This is a genomic window from Streptomyces maremycinicus (assembly GCF_001184025.1).
GTDB lineage: Bacteria > Actinomycetota > Actinomycetes > Streptomycetales > Streptomycetaceae > Streptomyces > Streptomyces maremycinicus.
The window spans coordinates 179287-197170 of sequence record NZ_BBYG01000015.1 but is presented as its reverse complement, the minus strand read 5'-3'; the positions used below and the strand labels follow the sequence as shown (position 1 = coordinate 197170).

The window sequence follows — 17884 nt, the reverse complement described above, 5'->3', positions numbered from 1 at the left end:
CCGTCAGCCCTCCAGGACCGTGCGCAGGTCCCACAGGGTGCGCCAGGTGGCGGACCCCTGCTCGGCGCGGCGCCGGACGGGCCCGTCCCAGTACCCACGCAGCCGGGCCGCGTCGGCCGGGTCGTCCTTGCGGACCACGCCCAGCAGATGGCCCGGCAGCAGCCCGAGCACATCACGGTCGCCCGGGAAGTACGCCGCCGCGAGCGCCAGCGCACCGGCGACGGACACGGCTTCCGCGGTGCTCATCACCGTGGAAGGCCGCTCCACCTCCCAGCCCTCCGCCGACCGGCCCTCGCGCAGATCACGGAAGGCGGTGACCAGCGCCTCCAGCACCGCGTCGTCGACCTGGAAGGGCGCGCCGGCCCGCTCCACCGAGGCCCGTGCCTGGCTGCGCACCAGGGCGGTCTCCGCGTCGAGGTCCGGAATGGGGCCCACCGTCTCGAAGTTGAAGCGGCGCTTGAGGGCGGCGGACATCTCCGAGACGCCCTTGTCCCGCAGGTTGGCCGTGGCGATCAGGTTGAAGCCGGGCGCGGCATGCGCCAACGCGTCGGCCGAGCCCGAGAGTTCGGGCACGGCGATGCGCCGTTCCGAGAGCAGCGAGACCAGCGCGTCCTGCACCTCGGGCAGACAGCGCGTGACCTCCTCGACCCGGGCGATGGCGCCCCGCGACATGGCGGTGAGCACCGGCGAGGGCACCAGCGCCTGCCGGCTCGGCCCCTGCGCCAGCAACAGTGCGTAGTTCCAGCCGTACTTGAGCTGGTCCTCCGTCGTGCCCGCGGTGCCCTGCACGACCAGCCCGCTGGTACCGCACACGGCGGTGGACAGCAGCTCGGACAGCATCGACTTGGCGGTACCGGGCTCGCCGACGAGCAGCAGCCCGCGTTCACCGGCGAGCGTGACCACGCACCGCTCCACCAGAGCACGGTCGCCGACGAACTTCCCCTCCACCACCAGCCGGCGCGGCACGCCGTCCGGCGCGACGGCGTCCTCGGGCAGCTTCAGGGCGCGGCCGTCGCTGCCCATGACGAACGTGACGACGGCACGCGGAGTGAGCCGCCAGGCGGGCGGGCGCGGTCCGTCGTCGTAGGCGGCCAGGAAGGCCAGTTCGCCGGCGTACCGCTCCTCGGGCGGGACGATCTGGCGGACGGGGGCGGTGGAGCCGGAGTCGGGGGACAGGGCGGTGGTCGTCATCGGCGCGGGTTCTTCCAGCTGGGGCGGGACGGTGGTCATCGGCGGCGGCCCTTACGGGTGGCGCGGGTGGTGAGCTGCTCGTAGGCCGGGGCGTCGCCGGAGCGGACGCGCTCCCAGGCGCGCGCGAAGAGTTCGGGCACCGGTACCAGCGGGACCACGCGCCCGTAGGCGCGGACCGGGTAGAGGCCCTCCTTCCAGATCTCCACCGGCAGCGCGGGGGCGGACAGGTCCAGCCAGCCGCACGGCAGGAACAGGGTGCGTCCGGCGCGCGCCCGCTTGGCCTCGACGACGAGTGCGCTCGCCGCGAGTTCGGCGCGGGCCTTCTTCATCCGGGCGGGCTTCCAGCCGGTCCAGCGGGCGCAGTTGCGGTCCGTCGGGTCCGGGAGCGCCAGCAACTGGAGGTAGAGCGCCGCCGCGTCCTCGCCGAGGCCGTGCCGCGCGGCGACCTCGGCGACCAGACCGGGCACGCTGAAGGCCGGGTCCTGGGCGTGCCCCGAGGGTCCCTCGGGATCGACCCCGGCCGCCACCGCGCGGGCCAGCTCGTCGTCGAGCAGGGTCCGCAGGGCCCGCATGCCCTCGCCCCGCCCCGGTCCGACCAGCCCGTCCAGGAGCCCGAACACCGGGTCGTCGGGAGCGCCGAGCGCGCCGGGCCGGACCAGGACGGTCTCCTGGTCGCCGTACCAGGGGCGCAGCACCAGCGCCTCGCCCACGGGCGTCAGACCGTGGGCGTCGGCGCCGCCGGTGGCGGGCAGCCCGTACGCCTTGCGCAGTTCGACGGCGGACGAGGAGCCCTTCTCCGTCCAGGCCACGTCCAGGTCCAGCAACAGGCCCCGGTCGGCGACACGGCGGCGCAGGGCCGCCAGGCTCTCCGGCAGCAGGGCCCGCAGCGGGTGCCCGTACGGCAGGGAGTAGGCGAGGCCCGCCAGAGCGGCGACGGCACCCGTCAGGTGCTGCCGGCCGGGCAGCGCCGCCGGGTCGGCAGCGACCAGGTTGCCGTCCTTGTCCGGCCGCTGGACGGTGGTGCGGCTGATCCAGGGGGTCCGTCCCGGGTTGAGGACGTCCTCGGCGGAGCCGGTGGACAGACCGCCGAGCGACAGTTCACCGGCGAGGTCCTCGGGCAGCCGGACGACCTCGCCGAGCCGCTCCCTCCACACCCCGCCCGCGGCCTCCGTGTCCGGGCCGGCCGTCCACAGGTCACCGGGGTTCGCGGGCAGCAGCGCGCCGACGAGGGCCGCCCGGTCGCCGCCGCCGACCGAGGACAGCAGGGCGTCGGCCAGCTCCTTCTGACGCGGCTTCAGGCCGGTCGCGGCGATCACCTCGGCGGTGAGCTGCTTCGGCTGGCCGGCGAGCAGCAGCGCCGCCTGCATGACGCCCAGCCGGCCGCGGGTCGCGGCGGCGAGGGCGGCCGGCGCCTCCGGCTGCCAGGGAGCCGGGCCCTTGTCCCGGACGAGCCCGGTGAGAGCGCTCAGCGCGTCGGCGGGGAACACCGCCGGGTGCGCGGTCTCCCGCTCCAGTGTGAAGTGGGCGATCGCGCCGAAGGTACCGGCCGGATCGTGGTCCAGGGCGAGCCAGTGCACCCGTCCCGCCTGCCGGTCCAGGTTCCGGCAGCCGAGGACGACGACGGTACGGCCGTCCCGGCGCAGCACCTGGCCGGCGCGCTCCTGCTTGTCGTGCGGCTCGCTCAGCACGACCTCGCGCAGGGCGGCCCCGGGCGCCGCCAGCGGACCGTCCGCGATCGCCTCGCACAGCAGCAGCAGCGCCTCGCGGTGCGCCTCGGTCACCGTGGCGGAGGCGGCGCGGTACGCGAGCGGGCGCAGCACGTCGAGCACCGGCGTCCACACGAGTCCGATACCCGGCAGGGTGAACTCGTCGCTGCGCCATCCGTCGGCGGTTCCGGTGGACCGGGAGGCCTCGGCCAAGGGCTTGCCGTCGGCCGGCTTCCCGGACAGCACGTGGTTCACCGCGCGGACCTGGCGCAGGGTGCTCCAGCGGGTTTCGCTGCCCCACCATCCGTGCATCTCGGTGATCCCGGTGGTGGCCTCGCGCAGCGTCGCGTCGTCGCCGTGCTCGGGCACGAGGTCGGCGAACATGCCGTCGATCCGGCGCCGCTCGGCCTGGGGCCGCTCGACCGGCGGCGCCACGAAGGCGGCGGTCGACTCCGCGAGCCGCAGGACCGCGCGCACCAGCGCGGCGACACCCCGCACGAGGCGCTCGTCGCCGAGTGCGGGAAGACAGCGCGAGACGGTCTCCCGGACCGCCTCGTCGGCGGACGGCACGAGGGCCGCGCTCTCCGAGGTCCCGTCGACGACCTTGGCCGCCGCCAGCTTCGCCTGCCGTCGCGTCAGCGCCTCCTTCGCGGTCTCCAGCAGGCCGGCGGCCTGCTCGTCGGTCAGGGCACGCAGCACCCCCGACGCGCGCTCGTCGCGCGGGCGGAGCGCGTGCCAGAAGTCGACCGGCGGCACGAACCTGGTGCCGGCGGCGAACTCGCCGCCGCGTTCCATCGGGGTGACCCGGCCCAGTTCCTCGGCGGCGGAGGGGTCGCCCCCCGCGTAGAGGGCGATCTGGCGGTGCAGAGCGACGGCCACGGGCTCGGCCCCGCCCGGCAGCCGCAGCGCGCCGAGCAGGACGCCGGGCGCCCGCCCGTCGGCCCACGGCAGGGTGACGGTCCGGCCGTCCGGGGTGCCGGCGACCGTGCGGGCCTCGGCGCCCTCACCCTCGACGCGCACCCAGCGGCCGAGCACGGTGCCGTCCGTGCCGAACGGGCTTCCCTCCAAGCCGGGTTGGAGCGGCAGCACCTCGCAGTGCTGCTGGAGCAGCGTCGCGTCCTCCCGGATACCGGACGACAGGAAGGCGGGCAGCGAGGCACGCCCGTGGGTGCCGGTGGCCGGGTCGTACTCCAGCCACACCTGCTGCCGGCCCTGCCTGCCCTGACGCCAGTAGGAGCTGCCGTCGCCGAGGATGCGGCGGCTCGGCGGCACGACGGTGTCACCGGCGTGCAGCGTGCGCCCGCCGGTGGCGCGGCCGCCCGCCGGGAGCGGGATCGAGGGGTCGCCCGCGTCGTTTCCTCCGTACCAGTGCGGCAGTTGCTCGCCGCCGAGAGGGAAGACGTCGGCGGGGCGGGCCGACCAGTAGCCGAGCTGCTTGCCGTCCTGCCGCCACATGACGAGGAGTTCGCCGTCGGTGTAGCGGTAGCTCGGGCGCTGCCAGCGGTCCAGCGTCACGGGCAGCCGCAGGTCGTGCTCGAGCAGGATCTCCTCGGGACCGACGACGATCACCTTGTGCGCGCGGGCGAGGATCAGCGCGGGCCAGGCCTCGCTGACGCTCAGGGTGTCGTCGCGGTCGCGCTTGGTCTCGGTGTCGAGCCGGCCCAGCGCCTCGTCCAGCGCGGGCCAGCCGAGCTCGTCCAGCAGGCCGGCCCGCAGGGTGTGCCCGAGCAGCGGCGCGACCGCGTGCGCGGCGACCACGGCGACGGCCGCCGGGCTGACCCGGGCGGCCACCGTGCGGAAGGGCCGCAGCCGCTCCAGGGCCGCCCGGGCGGCGGGCAGGCCGACCGCGCGCGCCAGTTCCCCGGCCGCGTCGTCCAGCCACTCGCGCAGCACCGCGCTGAGCACCGGGTGGGCGGCCAGTTCCGCCAGCACCTCCGGGGCGGGGCGGTGGCCGCTCAGGGTGCCGATGTCGGCGTACAGCAGGCGGCGCAGGCGCGGGTCCGCCGCGATCGCGGTCAGGTCGCGCCGGCCGGGGACCGACTCGCGGAGCCACCGGTCCACGGACAGGTACACGACCTGGTCGGGGCCGGGCAGCGTCAGCGGCACGCCGTGGGCCGCGCACAGGTCGAGCAGGTCGAGATCGGCGCCGGCGTGCCAGCGGCCCGAGCACAGATCGACGGGACGGCCCAGCTCACGCAGCCGCGGCGCCATCCGCTCCACCAGGGCGAGAGTGGCCGGGGAACGGCCGCTGACGTTGCCGCCGTGCTTGCGGTGCAGGGCCCACCGGCCGAGCCAGTCCGCCGGGTCCGCGTCGGCCGCCACCGCGCCGGTGAGGAGCTGGTCCGCCCCGCACTCCACGAGCAGCGCCAGCCAGAACTCGTCGTCCTCGACGGAGCGCCCCAATCCGGCCGGCATGATCTCCAGCAGCCGCTCGCGCACCTCCGGCCGCTGCTCGGAGAGGACGGCGAGGGTTCCCCGGTAGGCGTTCCAGAAGGAGGCGGGGGCCCGCACCGCGGCGGGCGAGGAGAGCAGATCGGCGACGAGGGCGCACTCCTCGGCGACCCGGTCGAGACCGGCGGCCTTGATCAGCCCGCGCGCGTCCTGCGGGAGCGACGCGTACGGCGGCATCCCGGCCGCGCAGCGCTCCACCGTCAACTGCCGGAACTGCGCCCAGGCCTCGGCCGCGTCGAGCCGCGCGGCGAGGGCCTTGACGTGCTCCTTGAGCGCCTTGACGGTGAGTGCCCCGGCGAACGCGAACTCCAGGAACACGGCCCGCTGCCGCTCCTCGTCCACCGTGAGCGCGTGCACCCGCTCGGCCTCCCGGGCCTTGCCGAAGAAGGCGGAGGCGTACGTCGTGTTCTCGTGCTGGAGGAAGACGCGGGCGGCCTGCTCGTAGAAGGTGGGCAGGAAGTGCGGCACCGCCCGGCCGAGCCGGGTGCCGAGCGCCTCGAAACCGTCCTTGGCGTTGCCGGGGCGGGACTTGGCCTGCCGTGCGAGCCGCTCGACGTCCTTGACCAGCGCCAGCGCGTGGTGGCCGTTGGCCGGGTCGTTGACCAGCGCCCAGGCGGGGAATCCGAGTGTCTCCCGGCGCACCTGGCCGACCTCGGGGGTCTCCGCGTCCCGGACCAGGCCGAGGAAGTCCAGCGCCAGGTCCTCGGCCTCGCCCAGGGTGCCCGGTACGAGCCGCACGATCTGCCGGTCGTCCAGCGCGGGGTGGGTGTACGTGCGGGCGGTGAGCGTGTCGGCGTCCTCGCGGGCGGTGCTGCCCGGAGGCAGCACCGCGCCCGCCTCGAGCAGCGCGCCGGCGGTGGTCTCGTCGTAGGTCGTCATGCCGCCCGCTCCTCGTCCTCGATGTCCCGCCCGGCGTACAGCGCGGACGCCATGCGCATGCCCTCGGACCAGGCCACCGGCCCGATCGCGCCGAGCTTCAGCACCCGGCCGGCCGGGTCGGTGAACAGCAGGGGCCCGGTCTCGGCCTGCTCGTATCCCTCGTAGTCGCCGACCCACACCCGGGCCTCGACGGTGCGGTTCTCCTCGAGGACGGAGGTGACGGCGTGGCCGCCGCGCACCCGGTAGCCGAGCTGGGTGACCCGGCCGTGCAGGAACCGCTGTTCCTTGAACACGCCGCCCGCGTATTCCTCGACCGCGGTGCCCTCCGCGTCGAGCGTCGCGGGACGCCGCCAGACCTCGCGGAACAGCTGCTGGGCGCGCTGCTCGACGCCGAGTTCGACGGCGAACTCCCGCAGTTCCTCCAGGTCGTCGAGGAGTACGGGGTGCGGGAGGCGGACCAGGTCGGGCGTGATGCGGACGGTGTCGCCGTCGAGGTCGACCAGACCGAGTCCGCGCTCGGAGTCGGCGTCCCGCAGGAACCCGGCCACCTCGCCGTCGGCCCCGGTGACCACGAGGTCGCGCAGGGCCGCCTGCCAGGCGGGGTCGGGCCACACCTGGGCGACGACGGCGAACGGCACCGGCAGCGAGCGCACCATCCACCGCTCCACGTCCGCCAGGCACTGGCGTTCGTGCCGTTCCAGCCACTCGGTGAGCTGGCGCAGGCCCACCACCGCCGGTTCGTCGGCGATCTTGGGCGGCACGGACTTCAACCGCCGCCCCGCCGCGTTGCGGCACACCACTTTGCCGTCATCGAGGGCGACTTCGTAGTCGCCGGCCGACACCCACCCCATGCGTGCCTCCCGCACCCGCAGTGATCAAGTGTCGGGAACTGTAGATCAGGCCACTGACAACGGGATCCGGAGGGCGAAGGCAGGGGCGGCAGGCCGGGGGCCGGCAGGACGGAACCCTGGTTCAGCGCCCTGTAGCGGGGCCGCGCCCGGGACCACGCCCGCCCCGGCCGGCCAGGGGTGTCCCGCCCGGGACCACGCCCGCCCCGGCCGGCCAGGGGTGTCCCGCCCGGGACCACGCCCGCCCCGGCCGGCCAGGGGTGTCAGCCCTCGACCCAGCCGTGGTTCTTCGCGAACTGCGCCAGCCCGGCCCGCACCTGGACGATCTGCTCACCGGTGAGCGAGGGCGCCGCCGTCAGCAGCGCCTCGGTCACGTCCCGGGTGAACTCCTCCGTGCTCAGCACATCGCACAGCACGTCGTCGTCGGCGGCCAGGGGCTTGCCGTCCGCGCCCCGCGCGAGCCGTACGTCGGACGCCTTCGGACCGCGCTCGCCGTCCTCGATCTCGAACTCCACCACGATGCCCCGGCGCACCTGCGACTCGGGCATCAGCATGTCGTTGACGTGCAGGAAGACGTCCTCCCCGCCGTCGTCGGGGGCGATGAAGCCGTAGCCCCGCTGACTGTCGAACCGCACCACACGACCAGCAACCATCCCAACCCCCAGCAACCTCGAAACACCCTCGTCGGTGAACCTGCCCAGATCGTAGTCAAAGCGGCGCGCCACGGGCGAGCCGGGATTCACGGCGCGCGATACAGCGTGGTGAGCAGCTCGACCACGGCCTGGGTCGCGGGGTGCGGGTCGTCGCGCCACCACACCAGACGGACGGCGACCGGCTCGGCGTCGCGCACCGGCCGGTAGACGACGCCGGGCCGCGGGTACTGGTTGGCGGTCGCCTCGGCGGTCATCCCGACCCCGCGGCCGGTGGCGATCACCGTCAGCCAGTCGTCGACGTCGTGGGTCTCCTCCGTGGCGGGACGCGCGTCGGGCGGCCACAGCTCGGGGGTGGTGGTGCCGGTGCGGCGGTCGATCAGGAGGGTGCGTCCGCCGAGGTCGGCCAGCCGCACCGAGCGGCGCCGGGCCAGTGGATCGTCGGCGGCCAGCGCGCACAGGCGGCGTTCCAGGCCGACGATCGCCGCGTCGAACCGCCGGTCCTCCAGGTGCCTGCGCACCACCGCCATGTCGCAGGCACCCTCCGCGAGGCCCGCGCTCGGGGAGTTCACCCGGACCAGCTGGAGCTCCGTCTCAGGGCGCTGCGCCGTCCACTGACGCTGGAAGGCGAGGGTGTGGCGGCCGAGCGCCGACCAGGCGTAGCCGATCCGCAGCCGGGTGTGTCCGGAGGTCGCGTCCTGCACCAGGGCGTCCACCTCGCCGAGCACCCGGCGCGCGTGCGCCGCCACCCGCAGCCCGGTCGCGGTCGGCGACACCACTCGGGAGGTGCGCCTCAACAGCCTTACGCCCAGCGCCTGTTCGAGCGAGGCAAGGGTCCGGGACACCGCCGCCTGGGAGACCCCGAGCACGGCCGCGGCGTCCGTGAAGCCGCCCTCGTCGATGATCGCGACCAGACACCGCAGCTGCCGCAGCTCCACGCCCGGCCCAGCACCACGTCTGTCCATGACTTCATCGTATAGATGGAGCGCGTCATGCATTTTGCGCAAGGAATGTCCGGGAGGACGATCCCGGTATGCCAGCAGCGTCGTCCGTACCCACGCCCTCGTCGACCGTCCCCGCGGCGGTCACCGCCGCCCTGCCCGCTGCCGTTGCGGCACCCGAGCCCCGTGGCGCGCGGCGGCTCGCCGGGGTGGCCACCATGGTCGGCAGCGGTCTGTCCAACCAGACCGGCGCCGCGATCGGCTCCCTCGCCTTCCCCGTGCTCGGCCCCGCGGGGGTCGTCGCGATACGTCAGTACGTGGCCGCGCTCGTCCTGCTGGCCGTGGGCCGTCCCCGGCTGCGCTCCTTCACCCGGGCGCAGTGGGGCCCGGTCCTGCTGCTGGCGCTGGTGTTCGGCACGATGAACCTGTCGCTCTACACGGCCATCGACCGCATCGGCCTCGGTCTCGCGGTGACCCTGGAGTTCCTCGGGCCGCTGAGCGTCGCGCTGGCCGCCACGCGCCGCCGGATCGACGTCTGCTGCGCGCTGGCAGCGGCTGCGGGCGCGGTCGCCCTGATGCGTCCGCGGCCCTCCGCCGACTACGCGGGGATGGGGCTCGGCCTGCTGGCCGCCGTCTGCTGGGCGTCGTACATCCTGCTCAACCGCACGGTCGGCAGACGAGTCCCCGGCGCCCAGGGAGCGGCCGCCGCCGCTGCCGTCTCCGCCGTGCTGTTCCTGCCGGTCGGCGTGGTCCTGGTGCTGCGCCACCCGCCGACCGGGCAGTCCGTCGGCTTCGCGGTGGCCGCCGGGGTGCTGTCCTCCGCGGTGCCCTACCTCGCCGATCTGTTCACGCTGCGGCAGGTGCCCGCCGCCGCGTTCGGCCTGTTCATGAGCGTCAACCCGGTGCTCGCCGCGCTGGTCGGCCGCTTCGGGCTAGGGCAGGGGATCGGCCCGGTCGACTGGTCGGCGATCGCCGCGGTCGTCGGCGCCAACGCCCTCAGCATGCTGGTGCCGCGCCGCTGACCGGGGTCAGGACCGGGCGCGCTCCGCGTTGCGCTTCTTGATGCGGACGGTCTCCTTGCGGACCTCGGCCTGCGTGGCGCGCTCCTTCTCCAGCCACTCGGGACGGGCGTCCTTGACGGCCTCGATCTGCTCGGTGGTGAGCGCCTCGGTCACTCCGCCGCGGGCCAGGCCCGCGATGGAGACGCCCAGCTTGGCCGCGACCACCGGACGGGGGTGCGGGCCGGTCTCGCGCAGCTCGAGCAGCCACTGGGGCGGGTTCGCCTGGAGCTCGTTCAGTTCGGCGCGCGAGACGACGCCCTCCTGGAACTCGGCGGGCGTGGCGGGGAGGTGCACACCCAGCTTCTTCGCCGCGGTGGCGGGCTTCATCGTCTGGGTGTTCTGCTGCGACTTCATACGGTCAAGGGTATCGGCCACGGCGGAGACCCCCGACCACAGCCGGTAACCTGGCGGGATGACCGACTCGGCGGACTCCTCCTCGTTCCGGCTCGCCTACGTCCCCGGAGTGACGCCCGCCAAGTGGGTGCGGATCTGGGCGGAGCGCCTGCCCGACACCCCTCTCAGCCTCCTCCAGGTGACCCCGGCGGAGGCCTCCGACGTCCTGCGCGGTGGCACCGCGGACGCCGCCTTCGTCCGCCTTCCGGTCGACCGTACGGTGTTCAGCGCGATCCCCCTGTACACCGAGACCACCGTCGTCGTGGTCCCCAGGGACCATGTGATCACCGCGGCCGAGGAGGTCACGGTGGCCGACCTCGCCGACGAGGTGGTCCTCCACCCGCTGGACGACGTCATCGGCTGGGAGGAACCGCCCGGCGAGGCCGCCTTCGAGCGCCCCGCGACCACCGAGGACGCGGTCGAGCTGGTCGCCGCGAACATCGGCGTGCTGGTCGTGCCCCAGTCCCTGGCCCGCCTCCACCACCGCAAGGACCTCACCTACCGGACGGTCGTCGACGCCCCGCAGTCGGATGTCGCCCTCGCCTGGCCCGAGGACGCGACCACCGAGCTGGTCGAGGACTTCATCGGCATCGTCCGCGGCCGCACCGTGAACAGCACGCGGGGCCGTGCTGCGCAGGCACCGGCGGCGGAGCGCAAGGGCGAGCGCGAGCGTCGCAAGCCGCAGGCGGGCGCCGGTGCGGGCAAGGGCACCGCCGGCGGCGCGCGCGGCCGCAGCGGCGGCACCAAGGGCGGGGTCGCCAAGGGCGGTGCGGCGAAGGGCGGTGCCGCGAAGAGCGGCGGCGGTCGGCGCGGCACCGGCGGCGGCAAGCCCCGCCGCCGACCGTAGCGTCCGCCCCCCGCAACCGCCGGCCGTGGCGTCCGCCCGCGCAGTCGCCGGCCCGTGGCGTCCGCCCGCCCCTCAGGGCGCGGAGGTCGCCCCGCGCGCGGTACGCGTCACCGGGGGCGGAGCGTCGACGGCCCTCACGGGCCGGAACGTCGCGGAACCCGGCGCTACTTGGAGGCCGCTCGCCCGACCGACTCCACCAGCGGCAGCAGCCGGTACGGCACGCGCTCGCGCAGCGCGACCTCGGTGCGGGTGCGGACCACGCCCGGCAGACTGATCAGCTTCTGGATCACGTCCTCCAGGTGGGCGTTGTCGCGCGCCACGACCCGGGTGACGAGATCGCCGCCGCCGGTGATGGAGAACGCCTCGACGATCTCCGGCACGGCGGCCAGCGCGTCGCCCACGTCGTCGAGGTGCCCCTGGGTGACCTCGATGTGCACGAACGCGAGCACCGGGTGGCCCAGGGCGGCGGGGGAGAGCGACGGCGCCGCGCCGGTGATCACGCCGTCCCGCTCCAGCCGGTCGAGACGGGCCTGGAGGGTGCCGCGGGCGACACCGAGAAGCCGGGCGTACTCCCGCACGCTCGTCCGCGGCTGTTCGAGCAGCAGGCGCAGGATGCGGGTGTCCAGTTCGTCCACGGCCATCCGGCGGACCTCCTCGCGCGTTCGTGATCGGCGCCGACTGTATCAACGGCCGAAGCCGCCCGGCCGCGAAAGTGTGCCGTTGGCAGGCGGATGGCACGTCAATGGCATCTTTGATGAGCCAATGGCCCAGTCGATCCGAGCCCTGTTGAACCACCAGCCACCCGGATGCTCAAATGGCGGAGTCGATGGCGCTGCGGACCCCCGCGGCGCCTTTCTCATGTCGCGGTGCGTCCGCGGTGCGTCAGGGTGGGGAAAGGGCGGGGCAGCTTGCTGAAGAGGGCGTTCGTGGCACCGGATCCCGGACGGGTGCGACTGCGGTTCGCCTCCCGGGCGGTACTCGGCATCGGGCTCGCCGTCGCGCTGTGCGGGGCCGCCGGGCATTCGCTGGTGGCCGCCATCACCGGTGGCCTGGCCGCGCTGCTCGCGCTGTTCACGGTGACGGACGCGACGGTTCGGGGCCAGGCCGTGACGACCGCCCTGCTGCCGGTCGTCGGGCTGCCGGTGCTCACTCTCGCGGCCCTGCTGCACGAGGTGCCCGTCGCCCGCGACGCGGCCTTTCTCGCCGTGGTCGGGGCCGGGGTGTACGCACGGCGCTGGGGGCCGCGCGGGCACGCGCTCGGAGTGTTCGCGTTCATGACCTTCTTCGCCGCCCAGTTCCTGCACACCGTCCCCGGTCAGTTGCCCGAGCTCTGCGCGGCCGTCCTGCTGTCCATAGCGGCGTCCTCCGCCGTGCGGTTCGGGGTGTGGCCCTACGAGCGACGGCTGCCGGCCCCCGCCGCCCTCGCCCCGCCGGCCGGTGGCACGGGGCTGGCGCGGATCACCACGCGGCAGGCGGTGCAGGCGACCGTCGGCGCCGGGCTCGCCCTCGTCGTCGGGCAGGCCCTGTCGGACCAGCGGTGGTACTGGGCCGTTGGTGCCACCTGGTGGGTGTTCGTGAACACCACCTCGCGCGGCGAGACCCTCGTGCGCGGGTTCCGGCGGTTCCTCGGGACCGTCCTCGGGATCGTGCTCGGACTGGTCGTCGCCCTGCCCCTGCACGGGCAGCCGGTGGCGACCGCAGTGGTCGTCGCGGTGGGCGTCTTCGGGATCTTCTACTCCGCCGCCGTGTCGTACACCTGGATGATGCTCGCGGTCACCGTCATGGCGAGCGCGCTCTACGGGCTGCTCGGGCTGCTCGACCCGGCGCTGCTCGCCCTGCGGGTGACCGAGACGGCCGTCGGGGCGCTGGGAGCCGTGCTCGCGGTGCTGCTGGTGCTCCCGGTGACCACGCACTCCGTCACCGACGCCTGGGTCGAACGCGCGCTGCGCTGCGTGCACCTCTGCACCGCCGAGGCGGCTGCCCGGCTCGCGGGTTCCGCGGTGGCGGACCCGGCCCGGCGGGTGGCCGAACTGGAGCAGATCCTCGCCCGGGTCCGGTTGTCCCTGGCCCCGCTGGTGCATCCGCTCAGCCCCCTGCGGGCCCGCAGGGGCCGGGCCCGGCACGTGCTGGAGCTGCTCGACGACTGCGCCCGTGAGGTGCGCGGACTGGCCTCGGTCGCCGCCGACCCCGAGGCCTCGCACGACGCCCGCCTCGTCGCCGCCTGCTGGCGGGTGGAGGCCGCGGTCGAGGCGCTCACCACGTCACCGGCCGACGCACGGCCCCGTCCCGCCGAAACCGCCGCCGCGCCGCCCGGCCCCACGGCCGAGCCGATGCTGGCCCACCTCCACGCCCTGGAGCAGGCCCTTCTCGAACTCGCGGTACCCCTGCGCGGCGCGTCCCGGATCCGAATCGGCGCCTGAACGCACCCGGATCGCCGACTCCGCAGCCCCGACCGTCCGCGACGGCGCCGAACCCCGGCCGTCCGTGACGGCGCCTACCGTCCGCGACGGCCCCGCGGTCGTTCACGTCGGCCCCGGCCACGACGGCGCCGAACCCCGGCCGCCCCCGACGGGGCCGACCGTCCACGACGGCCCCCGACCGTCCGCGACGTCCCCCGCGGTCGTTCACGTCGGCCCCCTCGGCCGGGCGCCGTCGGCCTTCCCGGCCCGAGGGTCGGTCTCGCCCGCCGGGGCTGTCGCCGTGCCGCCGGGCGGGCCCGGTGACCGGGCGGGTGTGCGCGCCTGGTCTAGACCGCTGGTGATCGACTGCTACCGTCACCCCGAGCAGCAGCGTCAGAGCGGCAGCGGCGACCCGGGAGGGGACAGCGGTGGCAGACCTCGGCGGAAGGCGACGGCGGGCGTTCATCGGCTCGTTCACGGCGGCTGGAGGGCCCGGGATCGTGGCCGCCGCGGTGGACCCGGTCAGCGGTGCGCTCACCGTCCTGGGCAGCGTCAACGGCGTCCCCGACCCCTCGTACCTGGCGCTGTCGGCCACCGGGGACACGCTGTACGCGGTCAGCGAGACGGCGGACGGCGCGGTCGCCGCGTACCGGGTGACGGGCGACGCGCCGGAGCAGACCGGACCGCCCGTGCCGGTCGGCGGCAGCGGCCCCACGCACCTCAGCGTGTTCGACGGACACGTACTCACCGCCAATTACGGCTCCGGCAGCGTCTCCGCCGTCCCGGTGCGCGCCGACGGCAGCCTCGCCCGTGTCGCCTCCGGCGTCCTGCGGCACACCGGCTCGGGCCCGCACACACGACGCCAGCAGGGGCCGCACGCCCACCAGGTGCAGCCCGACCCGAGCGGGCGGTGGGTGGTGAGCGTGGACCTCGGGACGGATTCCGTGCGGGTGTGCGCCCTGCGCGACGGCACTCCCGTCCTGCACGGGGAGCACGCGCTGCGGCCCGGCTCGGGGCCGCGCCACCTGGCCTTCCACCCGGGCGGCGGCTACGCCTACGTGGTCAACGAACTCACCCCGACGGTCACCGTCTGCCGCTGGGACGCCTCGGACGGCTCGTTGAAGCCGTTGTCCGAGGCCGCCGTGCTGCCCGGCGCCCCGGCCGGGGACGCCTACCCGTCCGGTCTCGTCGTCTCGCCCGACGGCCGGTTCGTCTGGACCGCCACGCGCGGCGAGGACGTGCTCTCCGTGTTCGCCGTGGAGGGCGCGGGGGAGGCGCTGCGGCTGGTCGGGACGGTGCCCTGCGCCGGACACTGGCCGCGGGCCGTCGCCGAGGCCGGCGGTTTCCTGTATGTGGCGAACGAACGCTCGGGCGACGTGACCTGGTTCTCCCTGGACCCGGCGACCGGCCTGCCCCGGCGCGGCGGTTCCGTCCCGGTCCCCGCCGCCTCCTGCGTGGTCCTCGGCTGACCCGCGCCCCGGGCGCGTACTTCGAGCCCCGTACCCCGCCACGGGCCCATGGCCCGGCGCGTACCCCGGGACCGCACCGCTCGGTGTCGCGTGCCACCGGTGCCGGCCTCGCGCCGGACCGCCGTGCCGACGCGAAGGGCCCGCTCCACACCCGGAGCGGGCCCTTCGTTCGTACGGCGTCCGTGCGGGGTTCAGCGGACCGGCGCGCCCTGGGGCTGCGGCGGGGCGATACCGAGGGCGGTCGTGTACTTGGCCAGCGCGAGCTTGCCGATGGCCGGGTACGGGCCGAGCGCCTCGGCGGCGGCGCAGCCGGCTTCCCGGGCGGCCTCCTCGATCAGCGTGGCGTCGATCTCCGGGCCGATCAGGTAGGGCGCCAGCGCCAGCTGCTGGGAGCCGGACGAACGCAGCTGCTCGGCGACGGAGGCGATGGAACCCTCCTGGTCGAGAGCCGCGGCCATCACCGGCACGGCGAGGCGCGCGGCGAGCAGCATGCCGGTGATCCCGGCGGCCTGCACGGCCTCCTCGCCGCCCACGGAGGCGAGGATGATGCCGTCCGCGGCCGTCGCCACGGTGAACAGCCGGGCGCGGTCGGCGCGGGCCAGACCGGCCTCGGACAGCCGCACGTGCAGGGCCTCGGCGAGCAGCGGGTGCGGGCCGAGCACATCGGTCAGCTCGGCCGCGATCCGGCTCTCCATGACGGCCTGGCGGACCTGGCGCAGCAGCGCGCCGTCGGGGCCGGCCAGCAGGGGCACGACGACACCCACCGGGCCGTCGGGCTCCTTGACGTCCAGTCCGGCGGCACGGGCCTGCTCGAAGCGCGCGGTGCGTTCCTCGGCGGCCTGCGCGAGAACGGACCGCAGGGTGGGGAAATCTGTGTCGTCCCCGTCCAGGTAACCGATACGGGCGTCGAGGCCGGGCAGCTCGGAGCGGGCGATGCTCACGATCTCCTCGGCGAGGCCGCGGGTGGCGGCGCTCGGCGGACCAGGCACCGCGAGGACGAGCGCGGGCGCGCCCTCGGGAGCCGCCAGCGGCTCGGGTCGGCGGTGCCGCCCGGGCTGGCGAGGCCGCGGCATTCGTACTGGCAGGCCGGACGCGGGCCCAGTGGGGGAGCTCATGGCGACGCATGTTACTGGCTTCCTGGGCTCCCCTGTTCGGGGAGGGTGCACGTGAGCGGTATCCGTCCGGTTTTGTCGGATGAGTTACGTACGGATCAGAAGTGATCAGCGTGTTTTCCGGGTGACTTGCCCTCGAAGGCGGTAATCCCCCTTATGGGGCATGACGTACGTTCCCTACGCACGATGCATCAGACGGGATGCGCCGGGCCCTCCACCGAGAAGAGCCCCTCCTGGCTCGGCGGCGCGAGCGTGCCGGTCGCCAGTCCGGTGGCGATGCGTACGGCGCCGTCCAGCGGATCGCCCTCGGCGGGCACCCGCGGGGCGCGCGGCAGCAGCCGCGCGAGTTCCCCCTCCAGCGGGACCAGGAGGGGATCGCCCAGCTTGACCAGACCGCCGGTGAGGGCGATCCGGGACGCACCGCCCGCCGGGCAGACGGCGGCGGCCGACTCGGCGATGTGCCGGGCCGCGTCGCGCAGCACTCCGGCGGCGATCGGGTCGTCCTTCGCGCAGGTGGCCACCTCCGGCGCGAAGGAGGCGAGGACGGCAGGGCGGTCGGGGCGCGGGTACAGCAGACCCGGCAGCCCGGTCATCGGCCCGAACCGCGCCTCGGCCCGGGCCAGCAGCGCGGCCGACCCGCCGGGGCGGCCGTCGTGGGCGCGCAGGGCGGCTTCCAGACCGGCCCGCCCGATCCACGCACCGCCGCCGCAGTCGCCCAGCAGGTGGCCCCAGCCGTCCGCCCGCTGCCAGGCCGTCAGGTCCGTGCCGATCGCGATCAGGCCCGTGCCCCCGGCCACCACGGCGCCCGGCCGGAGTCCGAGCGCGCCGACATAGGCGGTGACGGCGTCGGCGGCGAGCGCGGTCGTCCGGACGCCGAACTCCCGTGCCAGGGCGCCCGGGAGCTCGGCGCGCAGCGCGTCGCCCAGAGTGCCCAGGCCCGCCGCGCCGACCACCGCCGTGGCGGGCCGGAGGACACCGGTCTCCGCCGACAACTCCTGGACCAGCGGCGCCAGTAGGGCCATCAGGTGCTGCGGGTCGATGCCTCGCGCGCCGGTGCGTACGGGTACCCGGGAGGAGCGCCGGGCGAGGGCACCGCGTTCGGCGGTCCCGAGCGCGACCCGGAGACCGGAACCGCCCGAGTCCACGGCGAGGATGCCCCCGTCGGAGCCGCCCGCGCTGCCGGTCCCCGTCCCGGCCCCGTCGCCCGGACCGGCGCGGACGGTCACGGCAGGCGCCAGTCCACCGGCTGACCTCCCTGCCGGACCAGCAGGTCGTTCGCCCTGCTGAACGGCCGCGAGCCGAAGAACCCGCGGTCCGCCGACATGGGGGAGGGGTGCGCGGACTCCACCGAGGGCAGGTCCCCGAGCAGCGGACGCAGGTTGCGTGCGTCCCGCCCCCACAGGATGGACACCAGGGGCTTCCCGCGCGCCGCCAGCGCCCGTATCGCCTGCTCGGTGACCTCCTCCCAGCCCTTCCCGCGATGCGCCGCCGGCTTGCGCGGGGCCGTGGTGAGCGCCCTGTTGAGCAGCAGCACCCCCTGCCGCGTCCACGGCGTCAGATCGCCGCTGGACGGCTGGGACAGGCCCAGGTCGGTGTTCAGCTCCCGGTATATGTTGATCAGGCTGCCGGGCAGCGGACGGACCTCCGGAGCGACCGAGAACGACAGACCCACCGCGTGCCCGGGCGTCGGATACGGGTCCTGTCCGACGATCAGGACGCGGACGTCGTCGAACGGTTGCTGGAAGGCCCGCAGGACGTTCTGTCCGGCAGGGAGATAGGTGCGTCCCGCGGCGATCTCCGCGCGCAGGAAGTCGCCCATCTCGGCGATCTTCCCGGCGACGGGTGCGAGGGCCTCGGCCCAGCCCGGTTCGACGATTTCATGCAAGGGTCGTGGTGCCACGGCGTCACCCTACTGCCGTACACATGGCGTTGATCAA

Annotated in this window: 14 protein-coding genes; 4 read left to right on the top strand and 10 right to left on the bottom strand. The window is 75.1% G+C overall.

Annotated features, from left to right (window positions below; genetic code table 11):
- Positions 1-3: 3 nt before the first annotated feature.
- The 5 genes from AOQ37_RS21660 to AOQ37_RS21640 form a co-directional block, all read right to left on the bottom strand.
- Complete coding sequence (locus AOQ37_RS21660) at positions 4-1191, bottom strand: ATP-binding protein (RefSeq protein WP_062646250.1); 1188 nt, start codon at positions 1189-1191, stop codon at positions 4-6.
- 35 nt (positions 1192-1226) lie between these two features.
- A complete protein-coding gene (locus tag AOQ37_RS21655; protein WP_062646249.1) occupies positions 1227-6227 on the bottom strand; it encodes a hypothetical protein in 5001 nt (1666 codons plus the stop codon).
- Positions 6224-7078 carry a DUF4132 domain-containing protein gene (locus AOQ37_RS21650; RefSeq protein WP_062646248.1) on the bottom strand — a complete coding sequence of 285 codons (855 nt, stop codon included), beginning with the start codon at positions 7076-7078 and terminating at the stop codon, positions 6224-6226. Before AOQ37_RS21650 ends, AOQ37_RS21655 begins: the two co-directional genes overlap by 4 nt.
- A 260-nt stretch (positions 7079-7338) precedes the next feature.
- Complete coding sequence (locus AOQ37_RS21645; RefSeq protein WP_028806173.1) at positions 7339-7728, bottom strand: cold-shock protein; 390 nt, start codon at positions 7726-7728, stop codon at positions 7339-7341.
- Positions 7729-7814: 86 nt separating this feature from the next.
- Entirely contained in the window at positions 7815-8690 is an 876-nt protein-coding gene (locus AOQ37_RS21640; protein WP_062646247.1) for a LysR family transcriptional regulator, read from the bottom strand.
- A gap of 68 nt (positions 8691-8758) precedes the next feature.
- Between AOQ37_RS21640 and AOQ37_RS21635 the strand changes: the two genes are divergently transcribed.
- Complete coding sequence (locus AOQ37_RS21635) at positions 8759-9688, top strand: EamA family transporter (RefSeq protein ID WP_234436976.1); 930 nt, start codon at positions 8759-8761, stop codon at positions 9686-9688.
- A gap of 6 nt (positions 9689-9694) precedes the next feature.
- Here AOQ37_RS21635 and AOQ37_RS21630 read toward each other — a convergent pair whose 3' ends face one another.
- A complete protein-coding gene (locus AOQ37_RS21630; RefSeq protein ID WP_062646245.1) occupies positions 9695-10081 on the bottom strand; it encodes a DUF5997 family protein in 387 nt (128 codons plus the stop codon).
- 58 nt (positions 10082-10139) lie between these two features.
- Here AOQ37_RS21630 and AOQ37_RS21625 point away from each other — a divergent pair, with 58 nt between their 5' ends.
- On the top strand, positions 10140-10967 hold the full coding sequence (locus AOQ37_RS21625; protein ID WP_062646244.1) for a LysR family substrate-binding domain-containing protein: 828 nt from the start codon (positions 10140-10142) through the stop codon (positions 10965-10967).
- A 164-nt stretch (positions 10968-11131) separates the two neighbouring features.
- Here AOQ37_RS21625 and AOQ37_RS21620 read toward each other — a convergent pair whose 3' ends face one another.
- Entirely contained in the window at positions 11132-11608 is a 477-nt protein-coding gene (locus AOQ37_RS21620) for an Lrp/AsnC family transcriptional regulator (RefSeq protein ID WP_062646243.1), read from the bottom strand.
- A gap of 267 nt (positions 11609-11875) precedes the next feature.
- On the opposite strand from AOQ37_RS21620, the gene AOQ37_RS21615 reads away from it, so the two are divergent.
- Both AOQ37_RS21615 and AOQ37_RS21610 read left to right on the top strand, forming a co-directional pair.
- Positions 11876-13387, top strand: a complete 1512-nt coding sequence (locus AOQ37_RS21615) for an FUSC family protein (protein WP_062646242.1) — start codon at positions 11876-11878, stop codon at positions 13385-13387.
- Positions 13388-13794: 407 nt separating this feature from the next.
- On the top strand, positions 13795-14835 hold the full coding sequence (locus tag AOQ37_RS21610; RefSeq protein WP_062646241.1) for a lactonase family protein: 1041 nt from the start codon (positions 13795-13797) through the stop codon (positions 14833-14835).
- 191 nt (positions 14836-15026) lie between these two features.
- Here AOQ37_RS21610 and AOQ37_RS21605 read toward each other — a convergent pair whose 3' ends face one another.
- The 3 genes from AOQ37_RS21605 to AOQ37_RS21595 all read right to left on the bottom strand — a co-directional run bounded on the left by AOQ37_RS21605 (position 15027) and on the right by AOQ37_RS21595 (position 17847).
- Positions 15027-15950 (bottom strand): sirohydrochlorin chelatase, encoded by a 924-nt coding sequence (locus AOQ37_RS21605; RefSeq protein ID WP_078890300.1) that lies wholly within the window; start codon positions 15948-15950, stop codon positions 15027-15029.
- 188 nt (positions 15951-16138) lie between these two features.
- Positions 16139-17173, bottom strand: coding sequence for an N-acetylglucosamine kinase (locus AOQ37_RS21600; RefSeq protein ID WP_078890299.1), 1035 nt, complete (start codon positions 17171-17173; stop codon positions 16139-16141).
- On the bottom strand, positions 17170-17847 hold the full coding sequence (locus AOQ37_RS21595; RefSeq protein WP_062646239.1) for a uracil-DNA glycosylase: 678 nt from the start codon (positions 17845-17847) through the stop codon (positions 17170-17172). The genes AOQ37_RS21600 and AOQ37_RS21595 overlap by 4 nt, the downstream gene beginning before the upstream one ends.
- Positions 17848-17884: the final 37 nt, after the last annotated feature.

What these genes read in the sequence shown, in the direction of transcription:
- AOQ37_RS21605 (WP_078890300.1), bottom strand. Translation starts at nt 15,950, where the DNA reads ATGAGCTCCCCCACTGGGCCCGCGTCCGGCCTGCCAGTACGAATGCCG.
- AOQ37_RS21655 (WP_062646249.1), bottom strand. Translation starts at nt 6,227, where the DNA reads ATGACGACCTACGACGAGACCACCGCCGGCGCGCTGCTCGAGGCGGGC.
- AOQ37_RS21640 (WP_062646247.1), bottom strand. Translation starts at nt 8,690, where the DNA reads ATGGACAGACGTGGTGCTGGGCCGGGCGTGGAGCTGCGGCAGCTGCGG.
- AOQ37_RS21635 (WP_234436976.1), top strand. Translation starts at nt 8,759, where the DNA reads ATGCCAGCAGCGTCGTCCGTACCCACGCCCTCGTCGACCGTCCCCGCG.
- AOQ37_RS21660 (WP_062646250.1), bottom strand. Translation starts at nt 1,191, where the DNA reads ATGACGACCACCGCCCTGTCCCCCGACTCCGGCTCCACCGCCCCCGTC.
- AOQ37_RS21650 (WP_062646248.1), bottom strand. Translation starts at nt 7,078, where the DNA reads ATGGGGTGGGTGTCGGCCGGCGACTACGAAGTCGCCCTCGATGACGGC.
- AOQ37_RS21630 (WP_062646245.1), bottom strand. Translation starts at nt 10,081, where the DNA reads ATGAAGTCGCAGCAGAACACCCAGACGATGAAGCCCGCCACCGCGGCG.
- AOQ37_RS21620 (WP_062646243.1), bottom strand. Translation starts at nt 11,608, where the DNA reads ATGGCCGTGGACGAACTGGACACCCGCATCCTGCGCCTGCTGCTCGAA.
- AOQ37_RS21625 (WP_062646244.1), top strand. Translation starts at nt 10,140, where the DNA reads ATGACCGACTCGGCGGACTCCTCCTCGTTCCGGCTCGCCTACGTCCCC.
- AOQ37_RS21645 (WP_028806173.1), bottom strand. Translation starts at nt 7,728, where the DNA reads ATGGTTGCTGGTCGTGTGGTGCGGTTCGACAGTCAGCGGGGCTACGGC.